Origin of the sequence: Arthrobacter sp. BL-252-APC-1A (assembly GCF_009696625.1) — a bacterium.
In the GTDB taxonomy this organism is placed as follows: Bacteria; Actinomycetota; Actinomycetes; order Actinomycetales; family Micrococcaceae; genus Arthrobacter_B.
In genome coordinates this window covers 1-20,880 of sequence record NZ_VULS01000016.1, presented here as the reverse complement: position 1 = coordinate 20,880, position 20,880 = coordinate 1, and the positions used below count along the sequence as shown (strand labels likewise).

Annotated in this window: 23 protein-coding genes; 13 read left to right on the top strand and 10 right to left on the bottom strand. The window is 62.2% G+C overall.

Going from position 1 to position 20,880, the window contains the following annotated elements; genetic code table 11:
* The first annotated feature begins 45 nt into the window (after positions 1 to 45).
* The 5 genes from FYJ28_RS16520 to FYJ28_RS16500 all read left to right on the top strand — a co-directional run bounded on the left by FYJ28_RS16520 (position 46) and on the right by FYJ28_RS16500 (position 3,954).
* Positions 46 to 507 (top strand): DUF6153 family protein, encoded by a 462-nt coding sequence (locus FYJ28_RS16520; protein ID WP_154580110.1) that lies wholly within the window; start codon positions 46 to 48, stop codon positions 505 to 507.
* 120 nt (positions 508 to 627) lie between these two features.
* Positions 628 to 1,239, top strand: a complete 612-nt coding sequence (locus FYJ28_RS16515) for a DUF305 domain-containing protein (RefSeq protein WP_326831790.1) — start codon at positions 628 to 630, stop codon at positions 1,237 to 1,239.
* A 96-nt stretch (positions 1,240 to 1,335) separates the two neighbouring features.
* Positions 1,336 to 2,220 (top strand): F510_1955 family glycosylhydrolase, encoded by an 885-nt coding sequence (locus tag FYJ28_RS16510; RefSeq protein WP_154580109.1) that lies wholly within the window; start codon positions 1,336 to 1,338, stop codon positions 2,218 to 2,220.
* 262 nt (positions 2,221 to 2,482) lie between these two features.
* Positions 2,483 to 3,109 carry a DsbA family protein gene (locus tag FYJ28_RS16505; RefSeq protein WP_229780535.1) on the top strand — a complete coding sequence of 209 codons (627 nt, stop codon included), beginning with the start codon at positions 2,483 to 2,485 and terminating at the stop codon, positions 3,107 to 3,109.
* 35 nt (positions 3,110 to 3,144) lie between these two features.
* The gene (locus FYJ28_RS16500) at positions 3,145 to 3,954 is read left to right on the top strand and encodes a cytochrome c biogenesis CcdA family protein (protein WP_154580107.1); all 810 of its coding nucleotides are present in this window, start codon (positions 3,145 to 3,147) and stop codon (positions 3,952 to 3,954) included.
* Positions 3,955 to 4,233: 279 nt separating this feature from the next.
* Here FYJ28_RS16500 and FYJ28_RS16495 read toward each other — a convergent pair whose 3' ends face one another.
* Both FYJ28_RS16495 and FYJ28_RS16490 read right to left on the bottom strand, forming a co-directional pair.
* A complete protein-coding gene (locus FYJ28_RS16495; protein WP_154580106.1) occupies positions 4,234 to 4,497 on the bottom strand; it encodes a hypothetical protein in 264 nt (87 codons plus the stop codon).
* 93 nt (positions 4,498 to 4,590) lie between these two features.
* On the bottom strand, positions 4,591 to 5,571 hold the full coding sequence (locus tag FYJ28_RS16490) for a helix-turn-helix transcriptional regulator (RefSeq protein WP_154580105.1): 981 nt from the start codon (positions 5,569 to 5,571) through the stop codon (positions 4,591 to 4,593).
* Positions 5,572 to 5,988: 417 nt separating this feature from the next.
* Between FYJ28_RS16490 and mobC the strand changes: the two genes are divergently transcribed.
* From mobC to FYJ28_RS16465, 5 genes are all read left to right on the top strand, one after another.
* On the top strand, positions 5,989 to 6,387 hold the full coding sequence (mobC, locus tag FYJ28_RS16485) for a plasmid mobilization relaxosome protein MobC (RefSeq protein ID WP_154580104.1): 399 nt from the start codon (positions 5,989 to 5,991) through the stop codon (positions 6,385 to 6,387).
* Entirely contained in the window at positions 6,384 to 8,099 is a 1,716-nt protein-coding gene (locus FYJ28_RS16480; RefSeq protein ID WP_154580103.1) for a relaxase/mobilization nuclease domain-containing protein, read from the top strand. The genes mobC and FYJ28_RS16480 overlap by 4 nt, the downstream gene beginning before the upstream one ends.
* A 13-nt stretch (positions 8,100 to 8,112) precedes the next feature.
* Positions 8,113 to 8,964 carry a hypothetical protein gene (locus FYJ28_RS16475; protein ID WP_154580102.1) on the top strand — a complete coding sequence of 284 codons (852 nt, stop codon included), beginning with the start codon at positions 8,113 to 8,115 and terminating at the stop codon, positions 8,962 to 8,964.
* A gap of 228 nt (positions 8,965 to 9,192) precedes the next feature.
* Positions 9,193 to 9,873, top strand: a complete 681-nt coding sequence (locus tag FYJ28_RS16470; protein WP_154580101.1) for a hypothetical protein — start codon at positions 9,193 to 9,195, stop codon at positions 9,871 to 9,873.
* Between the two features lie 225 nt (positions 9,874 to 10,098).
* Positions 10,099 to 10,398, top strand: coding sequence for a hypothetical protein (locus tag FYJ28_RS16465; RefSeq protein ID WP_154580100.1), 300 nt, complete (start codon positions 10,099 to 10,101; stop codon positions 10,396 to 10,398).
* A gap of 124 nt (positions 10,399 to 10,522) precedes the next feature.
* Here the strand turns inward: FYJ28_RS16465 and FYJ28_RS16460 are convergent, their stop codons facing one another.
* Genes FYJ28_RS16460 through FYJ28_RS17665 form a run of 8 tightly spaced genes read right to left on the bottom strand, consistent with a single transcriptional unit; the run spans position 10,523 to position 19,095 of the window.
* Positions 10,523 to 10,978 (bottom strand): DUF4913 domain-containing protein, encoded by a 456-nt coding sequence (locus FYJ28_RS16460; RefSeq protein WP_326831789.1) that lies wholly within the window; start codon positions 10,976 to 10,978, stop codon positions 10,523 to 10,525.
* The gene (locus tag FYJ28_RS16455) at positions 10,975 to 12,762 is read right to left on the bottom strand and encodes a type IV secretory system conjugative DNA transfer family protein (protein WP_326831788.1); all 1,788 of its coding nucleotides are present in this window, start codon (positions 12,760 to 12,762) and stop codon (positions 10,975 to 10,977) included. The genes FYJ28_RS16460 and FYJ28_RS16455 overlap by 4 nt, the downstream gene beginning before the upstream one ends.
* The gene (locus tag FYJ28_RS16450) at positions 12,759 to 14,321 is read right to left on the bottom strand and encodes an ATP/GTP-binding protein (protein WP_442778596.1); all 1,563 of its coding nucleotides are present in this window, start codon (positions 14,319 to 14,321) and stop codon (positions 12,759 to 12,761) included. The genes FYJ28_RS16455 and FYJ28_RS16450 overlap by 4 nt, the downstream gene beginning before the upstream one ends.
* The gene (locus tag FYJ28_RS16445; protein WP_195840714.1) at positions 14,318 to 15,829 is read right to left on the bottom strand and encodes an SCO6880 family protein; all 1,512 of its coding nucleotides are present in this window, start codon (positions 15,827 to 15,829) and stop codon (positions 14,318 to 14,320) included. The genes FYJ28_RS16450 and FYJ28_RS16445 overlap by 4 nt, the downstream gene beginning before the upstream one ends.
* Positions 15,816 to 17,456, bottom strand: coding sequence for a hypothetical protein (locus tag FYJ28_RS17175; RefSeq protein ID WP_195840713.1), 1,641 nt, complete (start codon positions 17,454 to 17,456; stop codon positions 15,816 to 15,818). Before FYJ28_RS17175 ends, FYJ28_RS16445 begins: the two co-directional genes overlap by 14 nt.
* 5 nt (positions 17,457 to 17,461) lie before the next feature.
* Entirely contained in the window at positions 17,462 to 18,208 is a 747-nt protein-coding gene (locus FYJ28_RS16440) for a hypothetical protein (protein WP_154580098.1), read from the bottom strand.
* 13 nt (positions 18,209 to 18,221) lie between these two features.
* Positions 18,222 to 18,521: a hypothetical protein gene (locus FYJ28_RS16435; protein ID WP_154580097.1), complete on the bottom strand. Its 300-nt coding sequence runs from the start codon at positions 18,519 to 18,521 to the stop codon at positions 18,222 to 18,224.
* A 10-nt stretch (positions 18,522 to 18,531) separates the two neighbouring features.
* Positions 18,532 to 19,095, bottom strand: a complete 564-nt coding sequence (locus FYJ28_RS17665) for a DUF6668 family protein (protein ID WP_326831787.1) — start codon at positions 19,093 to 19,095, stop codon at positions 18,532 to 18,534.
* Positions 19,096 to 19,293: 198 nt separating this feature from the next.
* On the opposite strand from FYJ28_RS17665, the gene FYJ28_RS16425 reads away from it, so the two are divergent.
* From FYJ28_RS16425 to FYJ28_RS16415, 3 genes are all read left to right on the top strand, one after another.
* Entirely contained in the window at positions 19,294 to 19,578 is a 285-nt protein-coding gene (locus FYJ28_RS16425) for a helix-turn-helix domain-containing protein (RefSeq protein ID WP_154580095.1), read from the top strand.
* Positions 19,579 to 19,840: 262 nt separating this feature from the next.
* A complete protein-coding gene (locus FYJ28_RS16420) occupies positions 19,841 to 20,125 on the top strand; it encodes a hypothetical protein (RefSeq protein WP_154580094.1) in 285 nt (94 codons plus the stop codon).
* 35 nt (positions 20,126 to 20,160) lie between these two features.
* The gene (locus tag FYJ28_RS16415) at positions 20,161 to 20,793 is read left to right on the top strand and encodes a hypothetical protein (RefSeq protein ID WP_154580093.1); all 633 of its coding nucleotides are present in this window, start codon (positions 20,161 to 20,163) and stop codon (positions 20,791 to 20,793) included.
* Positions 20,794 to 20,880: the final 87 nt, after the last annotated feature.

Genomic DNA, 20,880 nt, shown 5'->3' with positions numbered 1-20,880 from the left:
CTGAACAGGGGGACCGGGCCACACGGAACAGGAAGGGAGGAAGACATGAAGTTCGGCACTAAGCCTGTTTTCCTCCTGCCCTTCCGCTCACCCATTGCGGTGTTCCTTGGGCTGACCGCCATCATTGTCGGGATACTTGGGATGCATTTTCTCAGCGGGTCCCACCATGAACCGGCCACGGCTGTCACCGCCCACACGAGCGCCGCCGCGGACTCTGCAGTCGGTGAGTCCTCAACACAACACAGCACGGCCTCCGGTCAGGGCCTCACTGGCGATGCCGGGGGAGTATCCGGGAACGGCTGCTCCGAACCGTGCAGCGGGGAAGACGGCCATACGGGCGTTATGTGCATCCTGATGATCGTCGGACTGATCATCCTTCTCCTGATCCCCAAAGCGTTGTCCCTGCGCAGGCGGTACCTTTTCTGGGTTTACCCCTACACACCCGGTTCCGTTCCACGGCTTCCACCGGCACCTTCCCTCATTCAGCTCTGCATCAGTCGCACGTAAAAACAGGTCAAGCCCTTCCCGCCCGATGGGCGGCGTAGGCCTCCGGTGTGCCCGGCTTCCGGACGGCACCGGAGTAAAAGTGCGACCAACTTTTGCAGATACTTTCGAAGGAATAACCACGTGAAGCGCTACACCGCACTCTCAGCCACCGCCCTTGCCGCCGTTGTCTTCCTTGGCGGCTGTGCCGCAGATACCGGCTCGGAGCAAGAAGGCACCATGCCCGGCATGGACCACGGCAGTACATCCGAGTCATTGGCAACATCCGCAGCGGACACCGAGCACAACAGTGCCGACGCCATGTTCGCGCAGATGATGATCGTCCACCACCAGCAGGCCGTAGAGATGAGCGACATCATGCTCGCCAAGGAAGGTCTGGACCCGCAGATCATCCAGCTGGCCGAAGAGATCAAGGCGGCCCAGGGGCCGGAAATAGAGAAAATGACCACATGGCTCCAGGACTGGGACGAGCCCATGGACAGCGGTCACGACAATACAGATATGGACGGAATGGTCAGCACCGACGGCCTGGCCCAGCTCGAAGCCGCCCAGGGAGCCGAGGCCAGCCGTTTGTTCCTGACCCAGATGATCGCCCACCACGAGGGGGCCATCTCCATGGCCGAGGAGGAAACAGCCAACGGATCCAACCCGGACGCCATTGAGCTCGCAAATTCCGTCATCTCGGAGCAGGGAACGGAAATCGAGAAGATGAACGGCCTCCTCGCCGCTCTCTAACCTTCCATTCCATCTGCTGCACACTGCCCGGACGTCGGCTCCCGCCCGTGCCCGGGCAGCGTGCAGCACACCCGCGCCAAGCTCCAAGGATCCGCTATGACCCCCAACACCCGTCCATCCCTGCGTCCCCGGCATCGGGCGCTCCTGACCACGGCCGCAGTCTCGCTGGCATTCCTGACCGGCTGCACCCAACCGGCCGCCCTGGAAACCGGCAACGAAACCGATCCTCCCGGACCCATTAGCCATATCCACAGCATCAGCGTGGACCCGGACTCCGGACACCTCATCCTTGCCGCTCATGAAGGTCTCTTCGAGGTCACCCCGGAGCAAGTGGACAAAATCGGACCGACCATCGACCTCATGGGCTTCGCCCCAGCGGAAAACGGCACTTACTACGCTTCCGGCCATCCCGGGCCCGGTACCGACCTGCCCGACCCCGTCGGACTAATCCGGTCAACAGACCGCGGAGAGACCTGGCAACCGGTTTCTCTTGAAGGCGAATCAGACTTCCATGCCCTGACCATCACCGGGAACGGACTGCTTGGCTACGACGGGACCCTTAAATCCACCACCGATTACAACGAGTGGACCACCATTGACGCCGGCATCCAACCGCGTGCCCTCGCCGGCACTGCCGGGAGCCCGGTGGTCCTCGCCACGACCGAGCAAGGTATCCAGCGGTCAGAGGACAACGGTCAAACTTGGACGAAGCCAGGGGACTCCCCGGTCCTCCTCCTGGTCGCCTTCGCCGATGACACAACCGCCGCCGGTGTTGCCCCTGACGGCACCGCATACATCAGCGACGACGCAGGAAAGAGCTGGCAGCCGACCGGAGGCACAGTGACCGGCGCACCTGCTGCTCTGGCCGCTGAAACCGAAGCAAACGGTGCTGTTACTTTCTGGGTGGCTACGTCTACGGCTGTTGAGTACTCAGAAGATGGGGGCGCGACATTTACCTCCAGAAGCCTGGGTCTGAACTAACCACCCGCGCCTCCATGCCTGTGCATCAGTACCAAAGATTGGGGAGCGCACCGCCCCGTTAGATCTCACCCCTTCGCCGGGTGCTGCCCCTGCAGAACGCTGCGCCCACGACTCACAACTACAACAGCATGACCGTCCGCTGCTCGCTTAGGGCCTGTGGAAGCATGACCGCGACCAGCGCTAATCACTAGGAGACACCACCGTGCCTGCCCCGTCCATTGCCAATACCCAGACCAGGGGTTTGAGTATCCAGAGTCGCTTCTTGATCGGATTGTTCTTCGTCGTCGGCCTTGTAGTGGCCTTGGTGTTCATCTTCAACAGCATTGGAGATGACGCTTCCGGAGCTGCGGACCCCGATGCCCAGGTCGTCCGGGAAGACAGTCACCGCCTGTCCCAGGCAACGGACGAGAAAGCTGTCTTGGTGGAATTCCTTGACTACGAGTGCGAGGCCTGTCTCGCTGCCTCCCCGTTCGTGAGCGATCTCGCCACCGAATACGAGGAGAACCTGACCGTTGTAGCGCGGTATTTTCCCCTGCCGGGGCACCCGAACTCGGAGACTGCTGCTGCCGCCGTCGAAGCTGCAGCGCAGCAAGGCAAGTTCGAGGAAATGCACTCCCTCATGTACGAGAAGCAGACCGATTGGTCCCACACATCGGAGACCAGGGCCGGCACCTTCCGCGAGTATGCCCAGTCCTTAGGTCTGGACATGCCTGCCTACGATGCCATTGTTGCGGATCCCGCAACAATGGAGCGCGTCAATAAGGACAAGACCGACGGTGTTGCGCTCAACGTGCAAGGAACCCCCACCTTCTTCCTCGAGGGGCGGAAGATTCAGCCCTCCAGTGAGGAAGAGTTCCGCCAGCTTATCGAAACAGCCATTAGCCAGTAGGGATTGATAGTAATCAGCAACGCAACGGTCGATCAATGAACTTTATCTTTGCCCAGTCCGTCCCGGTCGATACGGCAATTACGGTTGCGGCAAATAACCCTTTTGCCGAAATCATCCTCAGCGGGTCCTTGCTGCTGGCTGTGCCCGTAGCCATCCTCGCAGGACTGGTGTCCTTTGCCTCCCCCTGTGTCCTGCCCCTCGTCCCGGGGTACCTGGGATACGTGACCGGTCTGACCGGGGTGGATCTGGAGGATCAGAAGCGTGGCCGCATGTTCGCCGGTATCGGGCTGTTCATCCTGGGATTCTCCCTGGTCTTCATGGCTGTAGGCGCGCTCTTTGGTCAGGTCGGAGCCTGGCTGCAAAGCGCCGAGCAAGCGTGGATCACTCAAGTGCTGGGACTAGTCGTTGTGCTCATGGGGGTGATCTTTCTTGGAAAGATTCCATTCTTCCAACGGGACATGAAGCTCCATGCCAGAGCACCCACCGGTCTGTGGGGAGCACCTTTGCTCGGCTTTACCTTTGGGTTGGGCTGGGCGCCCTGTATCGGCCCCACCCTCTCCGCTGTCCAGCTCCTGGCGTTTACCGACGGGTCTGGAGCGGCTAAAGGTGCGCTGCTGACGTTCTTCTATTGTCTGGGCCTCGGTCTGCCGTTCCTGCTCGTCGCCCTCGGGGTACGTCGAGGCATGGGAGCTTTGGCGTTCTTTAGAACTCATCGCCGGGCGCTGCAGCGCACCGGCGGAGGCATCCTCATCTTGCTGGGACTACTCATGGCCACAGGGCTCTGGGGCCGATGGGTTTCCCAGCTACAGGACTGGTTCGCTACGTCCGTTCTCCTTCCCATCTGACACGAAAATCTGGTGAAAGGCTTTCTCCAGTGTGCAGTTGTTTTCAGCACGTTAGCGGAGCCCAGAGGAGACCGATTTTGCGTCCCTCTGGAGGATCCCTCTACGGGACTGCTTAGTTCAGTTCCTGGGCTTGCTTCGCGTTATACCCATGGAAGATGCGCTGTCGAGTCTCCCGCCCGGGACTGCTTCTGCTAGCTCTCCGAGACTTCAGTGAAGCCCGGCAACCGACGGGCTGCGAAGTCGGCCGCCTGATGATGTTCCTGTCGGTCGGAGATCAGCCTACTCCCGGTTTGCCGTGCCGCGGGGGCGCCGGCGCGTCCGGTTTGTTTCATCGAGTCCTAGTTTCTTCAGTTCGTCCTCGCTCCATCCGTCTCTGAGGGCACGAGCGTATGCGCGTTTGTTTTCTCGTTCTGCTTCCTTCACTTGGTCCAGGAGTTCGTCTCGGCGTTGCCGGGCTTTGACGAGTTCGGTCACGGAGGTGATGCGGGAGTCCAGCAGTTTACGGGCTTGGTTTTGTGTGGTTTCGAGGTCGATAGGAGCCATGCCTGACACGTTAACGAAGCTGGTGCGTGGGCAACAGGGAACCTGGCCGGCAGGTAAAACTGCGGGACAAAAAAATCCCGCATCCTGCCGGTATTAGCGGCCTTCGATCCTTGCTTGTGCAGCTTCACGTAGCTGCGTTGGGGTGTCGGGTGTGAGCTTTTTTGCCTGGATGATTTGCTCCTTCTTCTTGGCTGGAAGCGGTGAGGGAAAACTTGCGTGCACACTGGCCGGAGTACCGCTGGCACGGTGGGGGGATTCGGCTGGTGTTGTGGCCGGAATTCTGCCCGCTGCAGCGAGCATCAGTGCCGCTTCGAAATGCTGGTTTACCGGGTCGGTCCGGTCGAGCCAGGTGATCTTCTGCAGCCGTTCTGCATCGTTGCTGAAGAGTCTGGTCCAGTCAGGACCGAGACGGGGTATTGCTTCGGCGTTGGCAAACCCGATGCTGTTGCCGCGGATGGGCAGCAGCATTCCGGGATTGGCTGCGGCGGTGTGCCAGGTTCTGTGCCGGCCGTCGGACCATCCGCTGTCCCAGGGGTCCATGGTGACTGCTTCGCCGGGGCTGAACCAGGCTCTGACGATTTTGCGTTCCAGATCAGACAGGCCGGGGTCCTGGACGTGGATGTGCGCGCATTCCACCGGCGCGGGGGTGTTTTCGTAGGAACCGGAGGCGAGAACGTCGCCGACATCTTCAATGACTTGCCCGATGGCTTTCCAGTTCTGGTCGTAGGATTCCCAGCGGGGAAACGCGCCGTGGTCGGGATCAGCGACCCTGCCGCCAAGCTGGTCCGGGGTTGCCCGCCACCAGGTGAGCGGGCGGTGCACGTCGATACTAAGCCAGGGTGTGGTTCGTCCTTCCGGACCTTCGCGGGTGAACGCCTCGGCGGGGAAATCGTGCCAGCGCGAGTTCGCAGGATCGCGGAACCACCGGTCCACGTGTTCGGGCTGGTAGCGGATGACGCGTGTGCCGAGTACGTAGTAGTCCGGCCCGATGTTCCGGCGCCGCCATTCGGCCAGTTCTTGGACAGTGACGCCGTATTGGGCGCCTACCTGCTGGGGTGTCATGAGCTGGTTCACGAAGTTGCTCCTTTTCTCTTTGCCACCGTTCCTTTCGGCACAGCCGTTACTTCTTGGCCGCGAAGTGAATTGTCCAGCCGGAGCCGGGGGAGCGTGGAATACCGGAGGGAGCGAAGCGAGTGAGGATATGCCGCGAAAGCCGCCGGAGCAGGCTTGCCAAGAGAAGGGCGGACAGTACCCTCCAAAGCCGAAACGGAACGGCGCAGCCGGTCGATGTGGCAGGAGCGAAGCTCCCCGAAAGCGGTAGAGCCGCGCGAACGAACGTTTGCGGCGTTCGTTCGCGGAGCAAGCTATAGACTTAGGTCCCCCAAGTCGCTTGCCACTGTGGACGTGCGTCCGGTCGTGGGTCACACTGGGCGTGTGGTCCCCGCCACTGGGGCGGGGTCGCTGCGCTGGGCCGAAAGGCAGGGGAGTGGCATGGGGCATCCGTCCGAGAGTCGGCTGTTTGGCCGTCGCCGGCGTGCCAATGTGCAGGGCGGCCGGCAGCATGATCACCGGGTGAAGGTGACCCCGGAAGAGGAAGCGCAGCTGCTGCGCCTGGCCGAGGCTCAGCACGTCACTGTTCCCCGGCTCCTCGTCGAATCGGCCCTGGCATCAGCTGCCGGTGAGACGCCCACTGAACGGAAGCAGGCCATGGCCGAGCTTTTCGCGCTCCACCGCCTGCTGGCAGCGGTGTCCAATAACGTGAACCAGATCGCCCGGGCCACCAACGCATCCGGAGAGATTCAGGCCGAAACCGCGGCGACCTTGAAGAAGGTCCGGGAGGTTGCCGTCCGGATTGACCGAGCCATCGACGGACTGGGTTTCGGGCAATGATTCCGAACGTGGTGCGCGGCGAACGTATGTCGGGTCTGATGATGTATCTTGTCGGACCCGGCAAGACCAACGAGCACACCGAACCACACCTGATCGCCGGGGACCCGGCGCTGCTCGCCTGGCATGATGACGCAGAGCTGGACCGGGAGGCTGCACTGGGTATCGCCCGCCACCTTGAGCGGCCGCGCAGCGTCTACGGCGTGAACGTCAACGGCGGGCACGTCTGGCACTGCTCTCTGTCCATAGCCGCTGAAGAGGGCCTGCTGACTGACGAAAAATGGCAGAGCATCGCCAACGATTTCATCCAGGCCATGGGCTTCGATGAACACGAGGGGACGAAAGCGCCGTGCCGGTGGGTTGCCGTGCGGCACGGAGTCTCGAAAAAAGGGAACGACCACATCCACCTAGCGGTAAACCTAGTCCGGGAAGACGGCACCAAGGCATCCATCCATAACGACTTCCGCCGCTCCCAGTCCGCAGCCCGCGCACTGGAAGTGAAGTACGGGCTGGAGCAGCTGGAGTCGGTCAAAGCCGAGCGAGCCACCCGTGGCTACGACCCGGCCGAACGCGAATCCGTGGCCCGCCGGCGCGCCAGAGCCAAGTACGAGCGGCAGCACACCAAAGAGGGCGCACTCCCCGCGTCCTGGGAGAACCTCACCAAGGCTGAAAAAGCAGCCCACGTTGCCGCGGAGCTGAGCGAAACCCAGCCGCGCCACGACCTGGCCTTGAAAGTCCGGGCTGCCGCCGCAGCCAGTGAAAGCGAAGCGGAATTCGTGCGCCGGCTCAGGCGCAGCGGCTGTATCCTGAGACCGCGTTTCGCGGAGAACCGAACCGACGTTATCACCGGCTACTCGGTGGCCGAACGCCCCCACTATGGGGAGTCACCTGTCTGGTACGGAGGATTGCACCTTGGCCGGGACCTGAGCCTTCCCCGGCTGCGCGGTAACTGGCCCGACACCCCCGGCGGAGCGACGGAAGCAGCCGCCGAATGGAACGCAGCGATGAGAGGGCGCAGGGTCGTCCGTGCCGGCCGGGAAGCTCAGGAGATCAGCCCCGAGGCATGGGAGCAACAGACCACGCAGCTCGGGGAACTCATCGACCGGCTGAACGCCGTCGACGTCAACGACCGGGACACCTGGGCAACCGTCGCCCGCCAGGCGGCAGGAGCCTTGGCCGCCTGGTCCAACGCCACCGAAGACACACCAGGAGATTTGGCGGCAGCCTCGGAAGCGCTGTCCCGCTCCGCCCAGACATTCCGCCGGACAGTAACCCCGCAGAAAGCAGGAACGACGGCTCTGTCCGGAACCGCGATGCTGCTGGCCAGTGCCATGCACAGCGGCCAGGGTGCCGTGGCACAGGCGGCCATGATCAGGCAGCTGCTGCGGGTCACCCAAGCAGTCCACAGCGCAGCCGTCGCAGGACAGCAGGTCCGCCAAGCCAAACTCTTAGCTGAAGACACCCGTGCCCGTTTGGTCCGCGTCCGCGACGCGATGCCCAAGCCAGGACACCCTGCCGGGCAGGCCCCCGGCCCGAGCACGCTCACAGACCGGCGGGAACCAGCGTTGGAACCGCAGGCCCAGGCCATGCTCGACAGACTCCGCGCAGGGCAAGGAAAGCCGGCGGCGCCCGGGTCTCCGGTCCCGAACACACTCGAACCATCCAAAGAACGGCACACCACCAGACCGGACGCAACCCGCGGCCCGGAACGATGAGGGGAGAGGGACCATGGCCGAAGAAACCGACGGGATCGAGGAAGCCTTCGAAGGACAGCTGCGTGTCCTGGTGACAGCAGCCGGACAAATCGCTGAGCGGATCTCGCGAGCCCGCGAGGAAGCCTCCCGCAGAGCCCAGGCGGTCAGCGAGCAGGCAGCACGGGAAATGCAGGAACGGTTCGAGGCCGAACGAAAGACCGCCCAACTGGAAGTGTCACGAGTCCACACCCCGGAATGGTGGGACCGTGCCACCCCCGAGCAGATGGCTCACACCTACCAGGTCGCACGGGCCTGGACCCGGGAGGATCCGGAAGCAGCCCGGGCAGAACAGACCATGCGAAACGAATTCCGAAGCCGCTACAACCTGGACGTCGACAAGACCAACGCCGACCCGGCAGCCGTCAGCGCCGCCAGGCAGAAGGCAGAACGCGACCGTGCTGATGCAGATGCCGAACGCCACCGTGCCGCCACGGAAGCAGCGGAAGCTCAACTGCTGCTGAATCAGGCCGATCAGGAAGACCGCCGGGCGGACGAAGCACGCCTGGCCGCCGAATATGAGCACGACCCCGACATCCAGGCCCAGCGGCTAACCGAAGCTGAGGCCGCCGGAGACCGGTCCGCAGCCTTCCGGGAGGACGGACGCACCGTGTATGACAGCGCTGACCGGCGTGAGGGGACTGCGAGAGACCTTGAGTCTAAGGGCATTGACAGCGAGCTTGTGGCCGTGCGCATGCGTGCTGATGTGAGTCAGGCGAGTGCTGCAACCGAGGTAGTGAAAACAAGCCGAGCTAAAATACCGAGATCCCTCAAAGGGAACATGCCGCGTGGCACTCAAGTTCAGCGCCCCGGGATAAACGGGCGCTAGTAAATGTGCGCTCCGAGTGGTCATCCGCGCTCCATAACACTAATTGCGTGGAGTAGAAGAGAACTTAGGGGTTCGGTCTTGACGCTGAGTAAATAATGTAATAGTGAGAAAATTATCTTATTCAATAACGATCTGATTAACCAATTCACCAATGTGTTGCCAAATAGCTAAGGAGTCCGCTAGTTTTTAATTGTATATAAATTTACCTTTTGGGGGAAGGATAAAGTTGTGAAAAAGAATCATCGCATTTGGAGCATTTTTCCCACTTGTTTAGCTGTGTTCGGTCTTGCGCTGGCAGGGTCTCAGCCAGTGTTTGCGTCTACTGGGCAATCAGGTGGGTCGCCGCAGGGCGAAGCAGCGCAGACGCTCAATGAAGAAGGCTACGAAGATAAAAATTACGGGATTCAATTAATCCCAGCCGAAGATGCGCTTGCCGCAGCCTCAGAAATGATCGGAGAGGAGGCTCGCTTCGTTCCCTTTGAAGAGGCGGCGGACAGATTACCCCTCGAGACTATGGCCGTATCCGGAACAATCACTGCCGGGGATTGCAAATATAGACAGGGTAATGACAACCCTCACCACTCTTTTACCACCGGATCCAAGAACGTGTCTGTTCATGGATACTGGCTGAGGGACAGCAGCGGATGCCCTACCGAGGCTGACGTGACTGTCTACCTGCAAGCAACAGCATGTGGGGCTTCATCCTGTGTCTGGACAAACGTCGCTGTTACGTCAGAGAGAACCACGCCTGGATCCGGGTCTGGTAACCGCATTAATGCTCGTGTGGGCTGTTCTAGTGAAGCTACTGTCGGCTATCGTGCGCTGACAGACGTTGATCTGCCCTGGATCGTCGACCCTAACGGACAAACAGAAAGTGACCATGTCAACCGTCAGTGCGTTCCTGCATAGCGAAGCGCGAGCAAAATGATTGATGAGGATTCATCCCGGTCGCCTTCGCCGAAGGAGCAGGGTGGCGGCGACCGGGAATCCGCCCAAAGCGAGGGCTCCGAGCTGTCGAGCTCGGAGCAGGTCGTTGGTATCGGAGCTCTCTGTGACTTTCTAGATTCCCCGCAGAGGGCGGATCCAACTGTGCGATTCAGAATCACGGAATTTTGTCGGCTCGACAGTGGGCGCATGGTTGAAATCCGCGATACAGGCTTCAACCTTTCAACGATGCTTTACACGGGGAACAAAGCTCCGGATCCTGACCCCACCGCGGGTTTAACTCTCGAGTTCCTGACCCAAGAGGTGCTCAACCTAACTGGGCCAGAGGTCCGTCCCAACGGAAGAATTTCGGAAGAGGACCACGATTGGGATGAGCTTGCCCTATGCGCTCACCACGCGGGGATCACGGTCACCAGAGGCCAACTGAAAGCACTGGGGTACTCCATAGAGTTTACCGATCGGGTGAAACAGCACTTCCCTACCAAGTGATCAGCCCGAGCACCGTGGGCGTTCACTTCACAGGTGGGGGCTCAACTATCGGAATGAGGCCCCCACACACTACTTCTGTCGTGAGTAGAAATCCCCAGGAGCGTGCGGAAGGCACTCGGGCGGCTCAGAGGTTAGACGACACTCTGACATCAGGAAAGAGGCCAGAAGGCGGTGAGGAATAGGGGAGCGGACCACCCTTTGTCTCTTGGTTTTCCCGGTTGGTGGCGTCGGCGGAGTAGAAGGGTCCCTGTGGGTCCATCAGTACGGTCATGTGGTGATCGGCGTGGTCACGCCACCAGACGCTCATGCCGGTGCTGGGGTCCTGGCGGAGGTGTTCCCAGGAACGCCAGAGGGCTTCGAGGCGGATGACTGCTTCGTCGTATTCCCACCAGCGTGCAGCCCAGATCCGGTGTTTTCCGTCGATCCTTCGGCGGTAGGCGTGGCGTAGATATTCGCGGACGAATTCGTCCACGCTGCCGAAGTAGAGGGAAGGCTTCACAGAGGGGTCCTGCTCAGCTTGTCCTGAGTCCCCCTCCTGCAGTTCGGGAGGAGCATATTCATCGACACCCCAGTCGGTCACAGGGCACCTCCTGTGTTGGCGGAAACAGCAGATGTCTCCGTCTCGGCTCCTTTGATGGTTCGTTCAGCTTGGGGATCGTGGGCAGCGATGGAAGCCCGGACCTGGTCCGCGTGCGGACCGGTCATCCAAGGTTGTGTGCGGATCAGGGTGGGACGGTTCCCGGAGGCCATGACCACGGCCCGGCCTTTGGGCAAAGCGGCCAGATCAGCGACGTCGAGGATCCGTTCCCGGTGCAGCTGCTGGGAGACGGTTCGGTGTCCCTTTCCGTGGGATGTGGAGGAGGAGAGCCGGTCGTAGTCTCCGATGATCCTGGTCAGGTCTTCCAGGAACGCCGCTTCGGATACGCCGCCGCCGTATACCTTGACGTTCGAGGCGCTCCAGAGCTTCTTCATGCCGGCCTCGCCCCAGACCTCGACACCCTGTGACCAGCTTTGCAGGATGGTCATAAGCACGATTCCGCGGGAGCCGTAGTGGCTGTAGAGGTTGGGGAGCTCGCGCCAGCGGCACACATTGGCAGCCTCGTCGAGCACACCCAGCAGCGGCGTCGCCAGACGGCCGCCAGCGGAGCGAACCGCCTGTTCTTCGGCGGCTTCAACCACGGCCACTGTCAGTGCGGTAACGAGAGGTCCGGCGGTTCCGCGTCCTTCCTTGGACAGGCTGTAGAGCGTGCCGCCGTTGCGGATGAACGCCACCGGATCAAACCGGGGACGGGAATCCGCTGAACTGCGCGGGGTTACCCAAGTTGAGACCTGCCGGTTGGTCAGGCAGGAGGCCATTTGCTGTGCGGTGCCGAACACGCCGGCCCGCTGTTTGTCCGGGGCGTCCACTACGCCGTCAACCTGGTCTGCCAGCAGATCAAAGTCATTGAGCCGGAGGATGTCCGCGGCAGTGTGGTCCATCGGCCGGGTCAGCCAGGTATAAACGTCGGTGATGGACCGCTGATCCAGGGCAGCGGCGAGCAGCAGCCCGGCGAGCAGGTCCTGGCCGGCAGGGTCGAAGTAGGCATCGGTTTTAGCTCCGGGGTCACGCGACCCGGCGGCGAAGTGTTCGGCGAGTTTTTGTGCCCGGACTTCGTCGGTGACGTAGCTGAGCGGGTTCCACCACCAGGTCGGCTCCTCCAGGGCAATGGATTGAGGGTCAAAGACCCACACCGGTCCGCTTTCAGCGCGGACATTGCGGGTGGCGTCCACGACGTCGCGTTTGTTGGAGGTAACGAGCACCGGTCCGGGAGCGGCGAGGATAGCCGGCACGGCACGGCTGGTGGTTTTGCCGGTACGGGGACCCCAGATATCGATGTGCATGTCTTCCCAGGATCCGTAGAGCGGTTGGCCTCCGCTGACGGTGCGTCCGATAGGAACTCCAGGGGACTGATCAACACCGAGCCGTTTCGCGGTGGCCTGTGCATTCTTGCGGGTGAGGCTTTCGACGTCTTTGCCTCGTCCCATGAAGCTTGCTGCCCGGTCGACTCGGGTCCGTTTCCTGCGCAGCCGGCCGAGCAGGACCAGGACGAGAACGACGACGAGAAGTCCAGCGGCCGCTACTGCCCCGAGTACCCACCAGCCGGCTTCTCCGGGCCAGGGAAGGTCCCCTCCGATGAGCCCGAAGACCAATTCGAAAGGATCCGTCGGGAGCGTCTGGCCGGTGTTCGCGAAGCGGTGACCGAGATGCATGGCGGCGTAGATTGATCCTGAGCCGGTGAGGACGACGAGGACGGCCACCCAGACCAGGGCGGCTTCCGCGCCGATCCCTCCGGGATCGCGGCGGCGGTTGTTGGGAGTGCTCACAGCTCTGCCTCCTCAATCAGCCGGCGGGCGCGCCGACCCACACGGGACTGGTCATGCCAGAGTTTGTTGGTGTCGTTGATCGAGGCCTCAACCGTCGTGAGTTCCACCTTGACCGGTATTCCCGGCCGGCCGCCGACTTTGACCAGGAACTGTCCTCGCCCGGGCGGCTCGGCCTCCCTGCCCGTTGAAGGATCCCAGGCCGGGGGATCCTGCCAGCCGATCAGCAGGGACTGCTCGGCCTGCGAGAACGGAACCGCTGCCGTGAGCAGAGGCATTTCCGCCGACGGGAGGCCGCCGCAGATGACCATGCCGGAACGTTCCACAAAGCCGCGGGCCTTCATCCGGTCCTCCTCACTGGCCAGGGCCTGCAGGTCGCTCATGGTGTGGGAGATCATCGCCATGCCGACCCCGCGCTGCCGGTTGAGCCGGGTAAGGGCGTCCACCCTGTCGACCATGCCGCGTCCGGCACGCAGGGCCCGCCAGAGTTCATCGAGAATCACGAAGTAGTGTCTGCGGGGTTCCAGCCCCGCGTCGGCGAGGGCATTGGCAACGTTGACGGTGCCAAAGCCGGCGGACCAGCAGGCCAGCAGCGCCGCTGCCTGAAGATCCATTTCTGAATCGTCAATGGCTGAGACGTCGTAAACGACCGGTGCATCCCGCCGCATCGGGTTGGTGGTCTGACGTGAGAAGGTCTCACCCAGACGGCCACCACCGACCAGACCGATCAGGGACGCTTCCAGCCCTTCAGTGATGGCCTTGTACCGCGTGTCGTCGCCCCGGTCGAGGGCAACGGCCCGGACCTCAGCAGGTCCGAGCTGAATCACTCTCAGGAGGTCCCCGAGGACGGGGATGCCTTCGTGGTGTTCATCGAGCCATTTCAGTGCCCGGTCGATGATGGTTTCTTCACGGTCGGTTGGCGGCGCGGAACGCAGAATCGTGAGCAGAGCAGAGACCATGGTGTGCCGCCGGCCATGGGCATCCGCAATGACCTGAGATGCCTCTTTCTCGTGTCCTGCCGCCCGCAGACGTTCAGCGGCTTGGGTTGCCTCGCCTGGGTCAAGAACGTTCAGGTAGCCGCGGCCCCGGCCGAGGGTGATGATCTGTCCGCCCATCGCTTCGATCAGGTCGACGTAGTCCGGCTTCAGATCCCCCAGCACCAGAGGCATGACCCCGTAGCCGGCGAGGCCCGTTGCCATGCGCCGGACCAGGGTGGACTTCCCGAGCCCGGGCTTCCCGAGGATGAAAGCGCTCGGATTGCTGATCAGTTTGGCGCGCTGAAACCAGGAGATCGGGTCGCAGCACAGCGTTGCGCCGGTGTGAATGTGGCGGCCGAGAGGGACACCCACCATGGGTGTTCCTGTGCCGATGGCAAAGGGCCACATGCCACAGACCTGGACGGTGGTGCCACGCCATTCATCGGCCTGCTGGACGTAGGTTGATGTTCCACGTCCCCGTCCCAGCCATCCCCGCATCGGTGGACGCTGTGGCTTAACTTCCCGGCTTTTTGCCTTCTCCGCGCGGGACTCCACCCGGGGCTTCTTCTCTTTCTTGCCGCTCACAGCTTCTCCCTCAGTTCAGTGGGAACCTTGATGTGTTTGGGCAGCACCAGGCCCAGGGGAAGAGCCGCCGCGAACGCAGAATCCTGGGACCCGTAGACGGGCCGCAGTCTGAGCCTCGCCGTCGCGGCGAGGTTATCGACAGCAGCGCGTGCATCGGCTTCCTTGGCGAGGTCCGTGACGGTCGCGGTGACCAGCAAACCGAACTGGACCAGCCCTGCACCGGAGGCCTCTTCACTGGCGGTAGCAGCGGCTGCACGGACAGCCAGGGTGTCCCGGGCCGCAGGCTTGCTCGTGGACGTCACCCGGAACTCGGCCGAACGCAGGTCTGCTTCTACGATCGCCGCGGCTTTCGCCGCATCCAGCGGCCGGTAGAGCAGCGTGACGCGCTTCCGGGCAATGTCCCGGTGAGGAGCAAGAAGGCGGGCCAGCACGCCGCTTTGCACATTTCCCCGCGGGGCGGACGTCATGGCCCAGGTGCAGGAGTAGGCCGAGTCATGCCGGTAACCATTCCAATACCCCTGAGCCGCTGACGGCCCCACATCCGGCCAGGAAATATCCGGGGTCTCTCCAGCTGCGTGGGCCTCGTCAATGAGAACAGCTGCAGCAGGGTCATAGGACACGCGAATCACTTCGCAGAGTTCCTGTGCAGAGAGCGGGTGCGCGGCACCGGCACCGGTGGCTTGAAGGCCGGCGGTGAGGCCGGGAAGCCGGGCAGCGAGTTCACGGCCCATTTCTTCTGCCTGACGCTTCTTGCCTCCGGAGCGCTGTGAAGCGCTGAAGGTAATGGAGACGAAAGCCTTAATGGTGGAAGACCCAGATGGATACCGTCCGACGACTTCAGCAAGCATTTCGCGTGCGAAGGCCGGAGCATCGTCGTCAAGATTCAAGGCGACTTCCCGCCGCAGCCTGGTTCCTGAATCGGGTGCGGTTTCCAACGTCACCGATGCGGCCTCAACGCCGGGCTCATCACCCAGGTTCGCCAGCCAGTGTCCCCAGTCCGCGACCCATATATCGATCTGCTCCTGATCAACCAGGGCCGCCCCGTCGGGTTCAGTGCCGATCACCACGGAGTACGACGATGTGGCAGGCGTATAGAGAAGGGCGAACGGACGGCCGTAGGAGTCCGTGTGTTCGCTCAACCGAATCGGGGCGGCTAGCCCCGGCAGCTGGTAGGTGCCCCACAAAGCCCTACCCAGCGGGCCGGAGCGATAGACGTTTGAACCCCGGGACCTCGCTGTCCACCATGCCAGGCGGGCGCCTCCTCGGCTGAGCACATTCTTGCCGTGCGAGTCCTTGGCCAGGACGGCGAGCATAGCCATACCCAGAATGCCGGCGAGGATGACTGCTTCAAGGAGCCCTCGGATCATCACCATCATGACGACGAGGACGAGACCTCCGAGCAGCATGGCGGTTCCAACAGAGCCCAGGCCGAGGATTCCAGCGGAGGATGGACGCCTCCAATTGCCGTATGTCCGAGGTGGTCTATTGTTCATGTCAGCGACTGCCATCCGGGCCGCCTCCTTCTCCTGTCGCATCCTCTCCGAGACTCTGTGCTGCCTGCCCGGCCTTTTGTCCTGCCTGAAGTGCTACGCCAGCGGCAATGCCAACAGGCCCGGCTGCCGCACCGGCTGCCGCACCGCCACCGGCTGCCGCACCGCCTCCGCCTGCTGCGGCTCCTGCGCCGCCACCGCCAGACGCTGCGCCGCTACTGCCGCTGGATGCGCCACTCGTTCCCGAAGTGCCGCTCGTGGTCGCGGGACCGCCGCCGGAATTCGCTCCGCCTTGAGGACCTGTGCTCTGCCCACCCTGGGCTGCATTGTTTCCACCGCCGCCGCCACCTGTGGGACCGCTCTGCCCGGTAGGACCATCGCCGCCGTTGTTCGATGTCTGGGCGCTGGATCGCCCGGAATTACCGGCACCCAAGCGGCCCAGGGCCGCCGCACCAGAAGGAAGCGCGGCGAGAGCTCCAATTGCCAGGGCTCCTCCTGCGCCGCCAGCCATGGCGCCCACCATGGGCGTCACAAATCTCATGAGTGCCGGCAGAGCGAAAAGTGCGATGAGCATGAGCATCAAACCGGTGAGAATAGCCAGCAAGCCGGTCCCGTCATCCGCAAAGACGTTGGTTCCCACAAGCTGGAAAGCCGTTGCGTACACTATCGCCGCCGCCGGCTTATAGAGGATGAAAGCGATCAGCCAGCCGATGCACTTCTTGAACCAGTTCTTGCCCATTTCGGTGTTGGTGAACGACGCGGACAACGGAAGGATGCCCGTCAGGATTACCAGCATTCCCCCACGGGCGACCATCAAAACAATCTGAAACGCAGAGCTCAAGACAGCAATAAGCCCCAGGATGATAATCAGAAGCGGCCCGAGGCCATCTGCAGCTGCTGTGGTGAGTGAGAGCATTGTGGTCACATTTGTCTGGAAGCAGGCAGACCCAGGGGTTGAGACATCACAGTCCAGCGAAGCGTTAAGGATCCAGATGGAGAACGAGTCCGCCGCCGTAACGAGAAGACCGACCATGGTGGTTCCCGCACCTGCGACGATCACCAGTGTCAGCAGACCTTTTACCGTGTCCCGGCCGGGCTCAGCACGCTGTTCCCACGCCATTTTTGCCCCACCGATAATGACTGAAACCACTGCGGCGGCACCCATGTACCACCAGAGGCCTGACTGCAGGAACAAGACAGCGCCGGACGCATTGGAGGGGCCCGAGGGCATGAGGCCCGCTATCAACGCACTTGCCGAGGCAATCAGCACCACCGCGGCAAGGAGGAGGCCAATCTTGCCTACCGCAGCGATGCCTTCTCCTGCCCGCATTCGGCTCGCGATGAGTGCGCCGAGGATGAAGAGCGATAGGACAGCGATACCGAGACTGATCCAAGTGACATAGCCCAGCACGGTGGTGATGTTTGCGGCATCCGGTGCCGAGCTGCCAGCCGCTATTGCGGACCCTCCCCCCGTCCCAGTCAGGTTTGGGGTTCCAATGTTGACCCACATGGTCCCGAGCGAAGCGATGGTGTTGGTGACAGCACCCATGACCGCCTGGGCCATGTCTTCGATTGCCCCGCCGAGGGCATTCTTAGCCCATTCGCCCGTCCAACAGTCGACGTCGTTCCACTCGCACCCAGCCATTTACATCATTCCCTCCACGCCACATATCCGGCTATATCCGGAATCTGTGCGATTCGAAGTGGATTGGATAGGTCTTGTGGAGCGAGCTTCCAGTCACCGTCTTGCCAGACCAGGTCATAGACCACGGAAACGTAAACGGCACCCCTTGACGCCGTTCCCCGGGCGGCAAGGTCGATTCTGGCGGAGGTTCCGTCGTAGTTGAGGACCTTGAAGCCCTCAATGCTGAGTCGACTATCCGGTGAACTACTTGTACCAACGGTGTCCAAGAGTTCATCACGATTCGCGGCATCATCCGCCAAGAAGTAGTTGGCCCATGCGACTGATCCTGTTCCGGATCCCTGAACCAAGCCGTTGGCTGCTGCGAAGAGAGCTCCTTCAGGAGACCGCTGGAAACAGTACCGAACCGACTCTGCGTTCGTTTCACCAGGGCCGAACTCCGGCGAAGTGGGATATGCCGTCGTCTCTTCGTACGCCCACACAGCGTCCGGCGCCGTAGCGACTGTTCCTGAGAGGGACTCACCGGGAAGGTTGCACACGCTGTCGCCGGAGTGCATATCGACCGGTCCGGTGGTCGGCGTTGACGTGGGGCTTAAGGGTGCGGGTGTGGCTGCATCGGATTCGGGTTCGTCGCTGGTCGCATTCATGATGCCCAGGAACACTCCCGCCACGACGACCAAAACCACGATTACCGCTGAGATCAGGAATCCCGGCTTCGCGAACGGACTCTGCTGGTTCTCATCGTCTGTAGCCATGTCTGCTCCTTATCTAGGCCAGGAATCCGACCAAGGCACCGGCCGCCGAAATGACGATCACGCCGCCCAGTGACATGCCGATCTTTCCTACGTGTTCGCCGCCTTCACCGCGCCGGGACTGAATAGCCATCAGTGCCCCTGCAGCGAACAGACCGAGCACACAGACGGCCAGAGCGACCCACTTGCCCCAGCTCATCACGCTGTTGAATCCTTCCGTTCCCGGAGGCTGCAACGGGTCCGGGTTCGGGACCTGGGCCGGAACAAGGGCCAGCAGATCGCCGGCAGAGGCGAGGGTTGTCATCAGCACGCTCATGGCGTTCCTTTCATTTGTCCGCGGCCGAGGCAGCGGTTCGGGTGAGGCGGTTCAAATCGTCGAGAAGTCGTCGGAGATCACGCGGCAGCACGGAGGTGGATGGAATATCGCCCACGCGCCATGCTTCGATCCAAGGGATCGACCAGGTCCGCGGCACTCCCCCACTGACCAGTCGTGCGACGTCGCGCAGTGGACGAGGGAGCTTTCCAGGGGCATCCGCCACCAGTACCAGGCCAAGAACATTGGCATCACCGGCCCGGCCGGCGGCCCACTGGGTCGCTGCTGCCTGCGCAGACCTCAGCCCGGCCATGCTGGTGCGGGCCACCAAAACTACGTTGGCCGGTCCTCCGCCTGCGGGACACGGCCAGCTGTGCCCGGCTTCCGCCCAGGCATCTACCAATCCGGCGAAGCTGGATTCGCCTGCGCCACCGTGGGTTCCCAGCCACCACAAGCTGGCTGAGGCGGTTCGCTCCCTGACAGGCAGGAGACTGTCGGCGGATGGCGCCGGAACTCCGTTTTGGGGCGTTTGAGGGCCAGTTGCAGGCGGCAGCTGTCCCTCTAGCACCTCTGGCATCTGTACCTCAACCGAGTCTGGTTGAGAGAGCCACGGGTTACGCGTAGACGACACGACACGAATCCTTACTAATAAGGTGAAGGAGCCTAGGTGCCCCACACCCTAGGCGTCGACAGTGGAAGGAAGCAACGGTATGCGGCCTATATCTTTTTCTAGCTACCTATGTTTGTTTAGTGCTGATTCGTTTAGGATCGCCGCATGCAGCTCAGCACATGGGAAACGGCAGTGAACAGCGCCAGGGGCACCGAAGGCCTCGACGCCCTTTTCGCTGACCGTCCCGAGACTCTGAGCGTTGATGAGGTGGCGCTTCTGCTGAACATCAGCCGGCAGAACACGTACTCCTGGCTCAGAGACGGGGTCATTCCGGGCTACAAGATCGGCAACACCTGGCGGGTCATCCGCGATGAGCTGAAGGAGACCATGAGGCTCGGGGCTAACTCACCTACCCGGAGGGCTCACGGCAAGGACGACGACGAGGACTGACATGAACAGGTTCCCTCTGCGCACGACCGCTCTGATTTGCATCCTTGCACTGACCGGCTGCGGCGGGAACCAAGACAGTCCCGGAGAGGAACCTTCCGACAACCCGCCCTCGGCATCGGCGACGATGCCTGACCTGAATCAATTCACTCCGCCCCCGTCCGGATATGTCGACGATCACACTGGGGAGAAGGTTACGCCCATAGCCGTTCCCACGTGGGACGCGGAATCACGTAGTTCTGTCGTTGCGGCTGCCGAGAAGGCAATGACAGCCTTCGCCAGGCCATCGCTGGATGAGGACACCTGGTGGTCCGAGCTGGAGCCTCTCCTGAACGCGCAGGCTGCCCAGGACTATGCGTATGTGGACCCCGCCAACGTCCCTGCCACAGCGGTCACGGGGCAAGGGGTCCTGACGGATGAGTCCAGCGCCTATGTGGGCTACGTGGACGTTCCTACGGACGCCGGGATTTACCGCCTCATCCTGAACCGGGCCGACGCGGTGTCCCCCTGGCTCGTCAGCCGGATCAGCCCGCCGGAGACGGGCAACTAACTATGGCCGGGACAAGTTCGAGCGGGATTGCGGCAATGCTTGCCGTTCCTGTGCTCGTCTTTGGAACAGTTTTCAGCCTCATGCTTCTTGGTGGACAGGAGGCCCAGGCAGACTGCAACCCGGATCCCGGAAGTGAAACAGGGGTCAGCATTGACCCGGAGACGGTGCCAAACACCGCCGTCGCAGGCTACAACCATGACCAGCTGGTGAACGCCGCACACATCATTCAGGCGGGCAAGGACCTTCAGCTCGGCGTGCGGGACCAAACCATCGGCGTCATGACCGCCATGGGCGAATCCTCACTGACCATCCTCGACCGCGGGGATGCCGCCGGCCCCGATTCACGGGGTCTGTTCCAACAGCGCGACAACGGCGCCTGGGGTTCCTACGAGGACCGGATGGACCCGTACATATCGTCCACCAACTACTTCAAAGCGCTGCTCAAGATCGAGGCGAGAGACTCACTCGAACCCACCATTGTCGCCAACAGGGTCCAGCGCAACGCCGACCCCTACCACTACGCGCAATTCTGGGACCCGGCCGTGGAAGTTGTCGAGTACCTTGCCGGCACGGACACCGGGCTGAAGCAGGGAAACGGCAACAACGTCTGCGCCGGAGGCGAGCTAGTTGTACCCGGCCAGGACGTTGGTAGCGGCGTGGCTGGTTGAACGAAAGAGAACCTCCGGGTGGGATGTGGCTTGTCAAAGACCCACTCCAACCCGGAGGTTCTCGTGTCCCACAGTACTGCCCGTTTA